Annotated in this window: 9 protein-coding genes; 5 read left to right on the forward strand and 4 right to left on the reverse strand. The window is 56.3% G+C overall.

Annotated elements, in window-relative coordinates; all coding sequences use genetic code 11:
• Window positions 1–413 precede the first annotated feature (413 nt).
• Window positions 414–1,811 (reverse strand): integrase arm-type DNA-binding domain-containing protein, encoded by a 1,398-nt coding sequence (locus BM052_RS18905; protein ID WP_091149407.1) that lies wholly within the window; start codon window positions 1,809–1,811, stop codon window positions 414–416.
• 524 nt (window positions 1,812–2,335) lie between these two features.
• Between BM052_RS18905 and BM052_RS18910 the strand changes: the two genes are divergently transcribed.
• The 4 genes from BM052_RS18910 to BM052_RS18925 all read left to right on the forward strand — a co-directional run bounded on the left by BM052_RS18910 (window position 2,336) and on the right by BM052_RS18925 (window position 5,699).
• Entirely contained in the window at window positions 2,336–3,319 is a 984-nt protein-coding gene (locus tag BM052_RS18910) for a phosphoribosyltransferase-like protein (RefSeq protein ID WP_143084912.1), read from the forward strand.
• Between the two features lie 4 nt (window positions 3,320–3,323).
• Window positions 3,324–3,977 carry an NADAR family protein gene (locus BM052_RS18915; RefSeq protein WP_091149411.1) on the forward strand — a complete coding sequence of 218 codons (654 nt, stop codon included), beginning with the start codon at window positions 3,324–3,326 and terminating at the stop codon, window positions 3,975–3,977.
• A gap of 196 nt (window positions 3,978–4,173) precedes the next feature.
• Complete coding sequence (locus BM052_RS18920) at window positions 4,174–4,764, forward strand: hypothetical protein (RefSeq protein ID WP_091149413.1); 591 nt, start codon at window positions 4,174–4,176, stop codon at window positions 4,762–4,764.
• A gap of 17 nt (window positions 4,765–4,781) precedes the next feature.
• Window positions 4,782–5,699, forward strand: coding sequence for a Kiwa anti-phage protein KwaB-like domain-containing protein (locus BM052_RS18925; protein ID WP_091149422.1), 918 nt, complete (start codon window positions 4,782–4,784; stop codon window positions 5,697–5,699).
• A gap of 88 nt (window positions 5,700–5,787) precedes the next feature.
• Here BM052_RS18925 and BM052_RS18930 read toward each other — a convergent pair whose 3' ends face one another.
• Window positions 5,788–6,900 (reverse strand): helix-turn-helix domain-containing protein, encoded by a 1,113-nt coding sequence (locus BM052_RS18930; protein WP_091149415.1) that lies wholly within the window; start codon window positions 6,898–6,900, stop codon window positions 5,788–5,790.
• A 51-nt stretch (window positions 6,901–6,951) separates the two neighbouring features.
• A complete protein-coding gene (locus BM052_RS19715) occupies window positions 6,952–7,557 on the reverse strand; it encodes a hypothetical protein (protein WP_143084913.1) in 606 nt (201 codons plus the stop codon).
• A 255-nt stretch (window positions 7,558–7,812) separates the two neighbouring features.
• Here BM052_RS19715 and BM052_RS18940 point away from each other — a divergent pair, with 255 nt between their 5' ends.
• Entirely contained in the window at window positions 7,813–8,415 is a 603-nt protein-coding gene (locus BM052_RS18940) for an ATP-binding protein (RefSeq protein ID WP_177198575.1), read from the forward strand.
• Here the strand turns inward: BM052_RS18940 and BM052_RS18945 are convergent.
• Window positions 8,340–9,704 (reverse strand): tyrosine-type recombinase/integrase, encoded by a 1,365-nt coding sequence (locus BM052_RS18945; protein ID WP_177198576.1) that lies wholly within the window; start codon window positions 9,702–9,704, stop codon window positions 8,340–8,342. The genes BM052_RS18940 and BM052_RS18945 overlap by 76 nt on opposite strands.
• Between the last annotated feature and the right edge of the window lie 299 nt (window positions 9,705–10,003).

Below are 10,003 nucleotides of genomic sequence, written 5' to 3' on the forward strand. Positions count from 1 at the left end.
AATGTTCCACGGCTCGTCCTCCTGTGATGAGGATCGACTCGGCCCGTCCGAGAAACCCTCGGATGCGCAGTGTAGGGCCAGCCACCCAAGGCGCGCAGATGGACATACGGTCTTACTTTCCAGGCAAGGTCGGCGATTATGATCAGGGCGATCATGAAAAGGCAGAGATGCCGTGAGTCTTCTCCGGCCTGTCGGCGTCGAGCTTTGGCGTCGGGCCGACGCTCATCTTCTGGCGCGGCATCTCAAGCGCGTTAGGACATAAAAAGGCTCTCCCAACATGGCCCATTCAGGTGGCCCATTTAGGGGAATGCAGGGTATTGGAGGGTAATCGGTCGACGGAGAATCAGTGAGTTAGTTCCCCTCTGTTACCCTGGAATACCTTGCAACACGGGTTCCGCGCCCGTAGGTAGAGGCTAGTTTGCGGCAGTCCTATCCGAGTTCGCCTTCGCTTCCACTTCGGTGCGCGATCGGGACCGGCCACGCGGCTTCATCGGAATGACATTGCCCTTGGGGTTGAGTATCTGCGTCACTAATGTCCCCAGCTTCCGAAGGGCCGCCGTCTTTTCGGCCAGGTAGTCGTGCTGGTCATAGACGCCTTCCACACCGGGAATCACATGCCCGAGAACTCGCTCAGAGACGTGCGGTGAGACGCCTGCCCGGATCATCAGTGTTTTTCCGGTCCGGCGCAGATCGTGCAGAACCCAGTGCGGGATAGAATGACCGGCGATTTCCTCCATCTTGGCGTCAAGCTCAGCCTTGGCGTCGGTGAAGCCGTTGATGGGGCCGTCTAGGCGCCCCTGGAAGATATAGGGCCTGCTCGGAGTCGTGGGCTGCTTCCTCACGATCTGCATAGCCAAGGGAGAAAGGCGGACATACTCGGCATTACCTTTCTCACGCTCTTCCGTCGGGATCGTCCATAGCCCATCGGGCGTAACATAGTCCCGGTGCATCAATCGCAGTTTTTCGCGCCTCTGAAGTGTCAGAAGCAACAGCTGGCAGAAGGCACCGAAAATCTCCTGTGTCTCGCAGGCTTGCCAGAATATACGGATTTCCCCGTCGTTCAGGATCCGCTTGCGCTTGCGCTCGGAAGATTTGGTCCGCTTCATTCCCCGCACAATCGGCGACACGAAGTCGTCCCCGCGCGCCGCATACCAATTGAACATCGAACTAAGCTGGGCGAGCACGGCATCCGCTTGAGTGGCACCGTTGCTATCCTGTACCGTATCGAGCAGCGCGGTCACATCGCGCCGCGTGATCGAGGTGATCGAGCGGTCGCGCCACCGCTCGTTACCGTCGAGGCCGGCGAAGATATAATGTTCGAAGATCCGCTTGATCTCTTTTGCGGATCGCAACGGTGCGAGCGGCTTGCCCCTGCCGTCCTTCTGGCCCTCTTTCATCGCGTGCCGCTTGAAAAACTCGGCAAAGACCGTCGCGACGGTATCAGGGTCGGGCTCCGCCTCTTCTGCCTGGGTAGGTTTACCAGGATCACTACCGTCGGCGATCATTGCCTTCCATTCCCGTGCCTTCTGGCGGGCTTTGTCCAAGGTAAGCACAGGTACGCTCTTCTTGACGACGTAGACTCGATCCTTGGTATCGTCTGGGCAAAAGTCGCCCAACACACGACGACCGGGATGATTGGAAGTACCATCCGCTTTCGGAAACCGACCAATGAACCAGAAGGTGACGCGGCGCTTTGAATTTACTGTAACCACCAGCCCCGTTTCAGCTTCATCAAGCCACTCATCACGCATTCCGTCCGCTGCCGCCTTCAACCCGCGTAGCCAAGGGTCGGTGAACTTTTTGGTCGCCATACATGCCTCGATCTGCGCAACAGTTTGCGCAACAAATTGGGGGTGCTGCCACTTGCCTCCATATTCAGGAGGGTGGCAGAAGATGTCCGATAATGCAATGAAACATAAGGAAATTTCTTGTAACCTGGTGACATAAGTTTCCGCGAAATTCCGTGACGAGACGCCTAATCCAATTTCTCTTAATCAGCGGGTCCTTGGTTCGAGCCCAAGTGCGTCCACCATTTTTCTTTATATTCCATATAGTTGTTATGCCAGCCGAAAGGCGGCGTGAGACGATGGGGCTGTCTAGGTAACAAACTAGGTAACACGTCGCAGACAAAATTTTTTGTGCGAAATGCTCGCATACGCGACGAGTTGCTCAACGATGCGCTGCGAACGCCACATTCGTCGCTGGGTTAGGCCACCCCGACGGCGTCCGCCGCTCCTCACCCAGGCTCACACGCGATAACCCATCGGTACTTTCTGGCAGCGTTTCGTGACGGACCACCAAAGACGCGCTAGGATCGTGGCTCGGGGAGGAAATGATGGCAAATAACCCAAATCTGCGCGCCGCCTTGGCCGACGTCATTGCCGATTACCGTGCTGGCGAGATTCCGGCACCGGACGCGGCGCATATCGACCGCTGGATCAGTCAATTCCCTGATGCCGTGCGCGATCCCATCCTCGCTGAATTATTGCATGTCTTCCACTGGACCTACTTCTCGCAGGCAAAAGTCCAGACGTTCATCGACAGCATCGTCACCAATGTGAAATTCGCGGGTCCGGCCCCTTGCAATTTCTGGCAGGGCGTCAAGGTTCTGAAGTTGCAGACGGCTGGCAACAGCCAGAAGGACATGCTGGCGTTGCTGGAAGAATCGCTCCAGCGGCAATGTGGGTTGGCGATGGGCTTGTGCGGAGTCGCGCCCCACACCTATTTGTATCTGGACGACGCGGTTTTTTCCGGCGGACGGATTCGGTCGGACATCATCAAATGGGTAAAGGAAGCGGCACCGAAGAGCGCCAAACTCGCGGTGCTCGTTATTGGGTTACACAAAGGCGGCGAATGGTATTCCGCGAAAATGATCCGGGAAGCGGCGCAGGCTGCCGGTAAGACGATTGAGCTTACGTGGTGGCGAGTCGCGTTGTTTGAGGACCGCAAGTCAGAGATCAACAATTCCGACGTGCTGCGTCCCACCACCATTCCTGCCGACCCGGCAACGCAAGGCTATGTAGCTGGCCTGGGACAAGCCCCAATTTTGCGGAAGATTGGCGGCAAGAGCCCGATTGGTATATTTTCCGGCGAAGCCGGTCGTCACCTGCTGGAGCAAGAATTCCTAGTCGCCGGCGTTCGCGTGCGAGGCATGTGCCCGCATTTCAACGCCTACATGCGGCCGCTCGGCAACATGCTGTTCGAATCCCTCGGCTTCGGCTCGACGATCGTCACCTACCGGAACTGCCCGAACAACGCGCCGTTGGTATTCTGGGCGGGCAATCCGTGGTATCCCTTGTTCCCACGCAAGACGAACTGAGGCCATGAGCGAGACGCAGATTCGAACCTATCGAGCTAAGGACGTCGTCCGATTCCGGAAGACGGCCGAGGAATTCGGCGGGCTTTCGAACATGGCCCCCGGCTTCCCGGTGATTGTGCTCGGCCGCCGGATACGGACATCGGAGGCCCTATACCAAGCATGCCGCTTTCCGCACATGCCGGAGGTTCAGGCAATGATCCTGAATGAGGGCAGCCCGATGACGGCAAAGATGCGGTCCAAGCCCTACCGCAAGGATAGTCGGCCCGACTGGGATGAAGTCCGCGTACCGGTAATGAAATGGTGCTTGCGGGTGAAGCTCATCTGCAATTGGCGCAAATTCTCGGAATTGCTGCTATCGACAGGTGATCGGCCGATTGTCGAAGACTCCCGAAAGGATGCCTACTGGGGAGCCATGATGCAGGAAGACGATACCCTTAACGGTCAGAACGTCCTCGGGCGCTTGCTCATGGAGCTACGTACAAAATTCAAGGAAGACGCGGACGCACTGTGCTGCGTTAAGCCGGTCCCGATCCATGATTTTAGTTTGTTAGGCGAGTCCATTCCCGTAATTACGTTATCCCAGAGTCAGGAAGCAAACGCATTGGTTCGTTTGACGAAGTTGGATGATTGCGAACCGACACAGCGTGCGTTCCTATAGCTTCCAGTCGTCGATCCATTATCTGCATTAGAATCGCATGCCTCTACTCCGGAGCTGGTTGGCTGCATGCCAAGCAAAAAGGTAGCGTCAACCGGCCACGAAACACAAAAAGAACGTAAGCGGAACATTGCCCCTTTGCCCTTGTTTCGGCTAGGAGACGGTTCTCGCCCAAGACGATGGAGCGATAATAGGCCCGATGCAGTTTTGGAAACTCTCTGCGTTCACGCTCTATATCGGCTCCTATCTCCCGTTGAGTCTCATCCTGTTGGCTCAGGATCTCGATTTACAGGTGATGGGCGGCGGTCTCTGCTCCCGCACCGAGTTCGCGAGGGCTGACTGCCAATTACCGCTTCAACACCCAATCTGGTCAATCAGCGCCTGCGTTATCGCACTGCTCTGTATGCTGGCCTCCTTGGCGGCCCTGCGTCTCGTTAAGCCGAAGCATCGCATCACCGTTATCGAGAGTAAGCATATCCCTGCGGACCTGATCAATTACGTCATCCCATACGTCCTATCATTCGTCAGTCTCGATTTTGCTTCGCCGACGAAACTCATCGGCTTTGCAGTATTCTTCCTCTGGATATTTTGGATCACCTATCGCTCGGGTCAGATCATAATGAATCCGATTCTCATCGTATTCGGGTGGCGGCTCTACGAGGTTAAGTTCCAGTACCTGCAGAGCCAGGATACGCTGACCGGTCGAGCGCTTTCGCGCGTAGACGTAGAGCCCAATCACATCTACCGTGAAATCGGGGTCCAGGACGTAATGATTTTCAAGAAATCTTGAAGGAAACGGGGGAGTTCATGGCTGAGCTAGCCGATCTGCACGCATTTGATTTGGACGCCGCCGATCTCACGATCTGGGTGTACAAGCAATCCACCAAGGACGGGCGGCCTGTGTTCAACGGCCGATGGATCGGTGTAACGGATGAGCTAGCCCAGGCACTACGAGCGGCGGTTGCGGGTGCACGTTCGTCGATCACCGAGACGATCGAGTACCAGATCCTCGCGCAGAACAACGAGAGCAGCGCCCTAACTATTGGAGCGGATGAAACCTATATCGCTTTGGTCAAGGCCCAAGCCGTCAATCCGGTTCCAGCCAAGAAAGTGACTAAGCTGAAGGATATCGCAAACACCGACTTTTACGCGATCCGTTTTGCGACCGAGAACGATGTTCTTCTAGCGGTACGGAAAACCGATGCAAGCTGGAGCACTAAGAAGTCAAAAGATAATATCCGAATGATATTTTCAGATGACGAGCTCGATATTGACGTCCGCCCGTCCTTTAGTGTTCAGCCGTTTTTCGACTTTTTCTCACTTGATGATCGGATCTTCGTATCGAATAAGGGGCGCTTCGAGTCTGTTTTGGCATATCGTGCGGGACACGTTGAGGCCTTCGAAGAGCTAAAGGTCGAGCCCGAGTTTGCTGAGATTTTCGCTGACGTGGGACCAATTACGATATTTGTTGGATCTAATAAGATCCAGTTGCGGCGAGCAATCGCGATACGTGAGAAGGCACACTACAAAGACCCCAAGTTCATGGACAATCTCCGGGCTATGAGCGCGGAGTTGAACCTTAATATCGAGTTTGAGGATGACGGTCGTATCCGGCCAACGGCTGAAACATGCCGTGATATATTTCAAGCACTGTTAGACCACCGATTGGATTCGCGACTTTCCGAGCATCTCTACGACGTGCAGAGTACCCAACTGGTCGGCTGACATTGAGGCTGTCCGCGCGACCGTTTAGTCACACCCGTCGATGAAACAAAAATCGACGGCATGGATTGCGTTCATAGATAACAGCCATCTACCGCCGAAGTCGTATGACATTCTCGCTATCAAGTCCGGGATCGGCTTCCGGAATGCCCATGCCGGTAATTAACTCAAGCATCGGCGATGAGAGACCTACCTCATCGCCCACTGCCCCCACACCGCCATAGACCGCGTAGTCCAATGCCTCGATCGCTGAAGCGAGGAGTTCGGGCTGTTCGACCGGTAAGCTGCCGTCATCGTCATACTTCTCGACTTTCGCCTGCCCAGCCTTCACCAAATGGATGTTCGCAGTGCGGTATTGAGCAGGTGTCAGCAGTTTGAGATCGTGTCCACGCCGGATCAGCGCCCGAACGGACATCTTCCAGCGCAGCTTGAGGTCGTAAAGCGCACGCCAGTTGATCGAGCTACCCCTTGGGAATTCCCGGAGAACGGCACCACGCGGAAACAGAAAAGCGCTCGCGAATCGATGCGCTTGATCCTCGGTAGCACGGTCGCCGGTCTGAAGGCCGCGATGCATAATGAGATGGCCACATTCGTGCGCGAAATCGAAGCGCTGACGGCATAAGCTCTCTTTGAGCGAACTTCGGACAATGATGGGGCGGCGCCGATCCATCGAAAAAGCGTCGATGCGGTCGGAGAGATCGCCGAAGTAGGTGACGATCGCACCAGCATTCTCAACGACCCGCATCATGCTCGTAATTGGCCCAGTGGTGCCGAGGCCCCAGTGACATCGCGCCTCTTCAGCGGCCCTTTCGATCTCTTCCATGCTCGTTGCAGGGATGTCGGGAAAGGAGACATCCGGCAGGTCGAGATGCTGTTCCATGGCAGCCACGAACTTGTCGAGTAGTGTGCCGCGCGCGAGCACTTGGCTGGTTACAGATGCCGGGCGAGTGATGTGGCCCCTGAAATGGCATTGTTCAGGCCTGACGGTCGAAGGGATCGGCTCAGAAAGAAAAGCCGGCGTGACACCGAGGACATCGGCTAGAGCTTCCACTGTCTCGTCCGAGGCCGAGCGCGAGCCGGTCTCGAGCTGGTGGATGAATTGCCGGGTAGCGCCGATAAGCGCGCCCACTTCCTCGAGCGAATAGCCATGGGCAAGCCGCGCGAGTCGAAGTTGCTCGCCAGCGATCTTTGACTTCACATCCATGTTGACCTGTCTGACGATTGCACTCGTGCTGGTCTAAAATCCCACATCCGATCAATCGGATGTACCGTCTTTCTTCTTTTTCGTGGGAATACCGACCGAGGGCGCCGGGAGTTCGACACCTTCGCTGCCCTCGACCCAGAGCGGCGAAATCTTGGTGACCGGCTCATCGAGCGGGATCGACCAAGTCAGGACCGGCATCTCACCACCGAGAATGACGAAGGTGATCGCGGTCGTCGAGCCGTCGAGATCGGTTTCGACCGCAAACCGGTAGAGCGGCTCGGCGGTCAGCTTCACAAGTTCGTCCGCGCCGAAAAGGCTGAGCTGCTGTAACTCGGAGAACGTCTGCTTCAGCGTCCGCGTATTAGGATCCTCTGGTTCACCGCGATAGAAGCGGGCTGGCACATCGCCGATGGTGAAGACGAACTGCATGGTTGGGTTGAGAATTTCCAACCAGTCAGTATCCGCTGCTGCTCGAACGATTTGATGACGCTGGAAGGCAAATGCCTCACATCCGAGCGTCCAGCCCGTGCAGCCGACATCTGGATCAAAACGATCTAAGGCGAGGTTCCGGCCGCGCACAATCAGTTGCGCGATCGCGATTAGGCGATCGCGGGATAGCGCCGGGTGGTGTTCCCAAGGGGTCATCGACAGCTCCATGAACGAAATGCCAAATTAGGCAAATCCGTAATTTTGTCAACTGGCGATAAAAAAGTAAGCTTCTTTCATTGATGTCAACGCGGCTGGCTCCCCCTTACATGCCAATCCCGATGCCGCGGCCGCGGCTCCGTCCAACCATGTCGGCAAGGCTCCGCTGTTTACAGGCAGATCAAGGACTTCCTGACCGACGGGGATGACCATTTCCTGAGGGTCATCAACCCCGCGCAGTTCCAAGTGACGAAGCAACCGTCGTTCATGAACAACCAGGGACAGGCGGAACTCATGACGCTGACAGCGTGTGAGATCACGTCGATATTCTCCGATATGGCGCTGCTCGTCAGCCAGCGTCTTGGCATGACGGATTCCGCACGGCTCTGCCTCGTCTACGAAGAGGCGCATTCGCTCGTGCCTGAATGGAATTCGGTTGCTGCTGATGGCGACCGGGCGGCAACGGCAACGAGCGCACGTGCGATCCTGCAGGGCCGTAAATATGGCCTGGGTTGCCTCCTAATTACCCAGCGCACGGCCAATGTCACAAAGACCATTCTTAACCAGTGCAACACGATTTTCGCGATGCGCACTTTCGACGACACGGGCCGTGAATTTTTAGGGAACTATATCGGCAGCGATTACGCTCGCGTCCTGCCATCTCTGCAGCCTCGGCAGGCCATCGTATTCGGAAAGGCCTCGTCGTGTGAAAATCCCGTCCTCATCCGGCTCAATGACAATGACCGATTTCGCGCGGCCTTCCGGCCCGTCAATGAACCTCGGCGTCCAGCACCTTACGTCGCGCCCGAGGTTCCGATAGATGTCGCGGATGAGGAAAATGACCTGCCTGAGGCTGACGTCGCCGTTTGACGGTCCCCTCGTCCCCGCGCCATGCCGAGCGCACGCATTTGTTCGGAACTTCTTCGTATTCTGACGGGCTGGGAGTTCGGCTTGAGCCGATGGCATTCACCTAATCGCGCTACTTCTGTTGCCCACGCTTCAAGCGCGACCTTTTTCTCTTCGAAATAATTGTGCCGTTGATACACCCCGACAATGCCCGCTCGCGATCCCGAGATATGATTTAGGACCGCTTCGGTTACCTCAAGTCTTACACCAAGACGCTGAAGTCCCGTCGCTACAGTCCGGCGAAGATCGTGGAGAGTCCAGTGCTGAACCTTCTCCCCGAATTGCTCCTCAAACGCTTTTCGGATGCGAACCATCGTCTTGCTGAACCCGCTGGGTCCGCTTTCACTACTTCCGCGAGCCGAAAATAATTTTGGGTTCTCGCCATTGGCATCGATGCTTTCGAGAATTTCCAGAACCTCGCGAGCCAATGGGACAAGATGAGCAACGCCGTTTTTTGCCCGCGTCGTCGGAATCGTCCACACCCCGGAGTCGATATCGAACTCCGCCCGATCGGCGTTGAAAACCTCATTGCGCCGCTGGCCAGTCAAGAGGAGTAGCTTGATAGCTGGACCGAAAGGCGGCCCTTCCTCCGCCAAGATATTCCACAAGACACCGACCTCCTCCAGGGTCAGAACGCGATCGCGTGCCTTTGGCGGAGGCGGGCGCCCCGCGTCTCTGCACGGGTTGGCTTGCAACCTATCCAGTCTGGGCATCGCCCAACCGTAAAATGACGAAAACTGGCCAAGAACCATTCGCGCCATCACGGGGGTCTTTGCCGCGATGCTATCGATGAACCGCGTTATCTCCGCCCGCGAGATCGTCTCTGGAAGCCGGTCGCCAAACTGGGGAAGCAAGTGCCGGTTGAAGACCCGCTCTATTTCGGTGATCGACCGCCGGTCGGCTTTGGCAGCTCGATAATCTGGCCACATGCCGCGAACTGTGCCAGCAGCGGCCCCGCGTATCGGTCTTGGCGCATGCTCATAAGGATCTCCGCCGGCCTCAATGTCGGAAAGAACGATGCGCGCTTTCTTACGTGCTTCGGCAAGCCCGAAACGCTCGGAATATCGCCCGATTGTAATGTTGCGAACCGCTCCTCCGACGCGCTTGCGCAGCAAAAAGGTCTGTGCGCCCGATGCGCCCATTCTCAACCTGAGGCCCGGGACAACGGCGTCCTTGATTTCCACCTGCCCCACAACGGGGGCCTTTAGGCCTTTGATCTTCGCGTCGGTAAGACCGATGGGCTTCGATGACATTCGCGCCTCCGTCAGTAGCTCTCGCAGCGTTACCTTAGGTAACAGGTAACGCAAAATACCCCGAGAAATCCTGAGACAGGATGGCATTTATCATATTGAAATACAACGGTTATGAGATGACTTGAAACCACCTAAGACCCGCTGATTTTTCCTCTTAATCAGCGGGTCCTTGGTTCGAGCCCAAGTGCGTCCACCAAATTTCATAGTAAGTATCCCCCGGCAGAGCCGGGGGCTTTACGATGTGAGCCGCTCAAAGCGGCTGGTTCAGGTCGCTAACGCGGCCTGACGGTTTGGAACCG

This window comes from Novosphingobium sp. CF614, assembly GCF_900113255.1.
In the GTDB taxonomy this organism is placed as follows: domain Bacteria; phylum Pseudomonadota; class Alphaproteobacteria; order Sphingomonadales; family Sphingomonadaceae; genus Novosphingobium.

Bases quoted from the DNA above. Each gene is read 5' to 3' on its own strand.
- BM052_RS18905 (WP_091149407.1), bottom strand. From the start codon at position 1,811: ATGGCGACCAAAAAGTTCACCGACCCTTGGCTACGCGGGTTGAAGGCG.
- BM052_RS18910 (WP_143084912.1), top strand. From the start codon at position 2,336: ATGGCAAATAACCCAAATCTGCGCGCCGCCTTGGCCGACGTCATTGCC.
- BM052_RS18915 (WP_091149411.1), top strand. From the start codon at position 3,324: ATGAGCGAGACGCAGATTCGAACCTATCGAGCTAAGGACGTCGTCCGA.
- BM052_RS18920 (WP_091149413.1), top strand. From the start codon at position 4,174: ATGCAGTTTTGGAAACTCTCTGCGTTCACGCTCTATATCGGCTCCTAT.
- BM052_RS18925 (WP_091149422.1), top strand. From the start codon at position 4,782: ATGGCTGAGCTAGCCGATCTGCACGCATTTGATTTGGACGCCGCCGAT.
- BM052_RS18930 (WP_091149415.1), bottom strand. From the start codon at position 6,900: ATGGATGTGAAGTCAAAGATCGCTGGCGAGCAACTTCGACTCGCGCGG.
- BM052_RS19715 (WP_143084913.1), bottom strand. From the start codon at position 7,557: ATGGAGCTGTCGATGACCCCTTGGGAACACCACCCGGCGCTATCCCGC.
- BM052_RS18940 (WP_177198575.1), top strand. From the start codon at position 7,813: ATGAACAACCAGGGACAGGCGGAACTCATGACGCTGACAGCGTGTGAG.
- BM052_RS18945 (WP_177198576.1), bottom strand. From the start codon at position 9,704: ATGTCATCGAAGCCCATCGGTCTTACCGACGCGAAGATCAAAGGCCTA.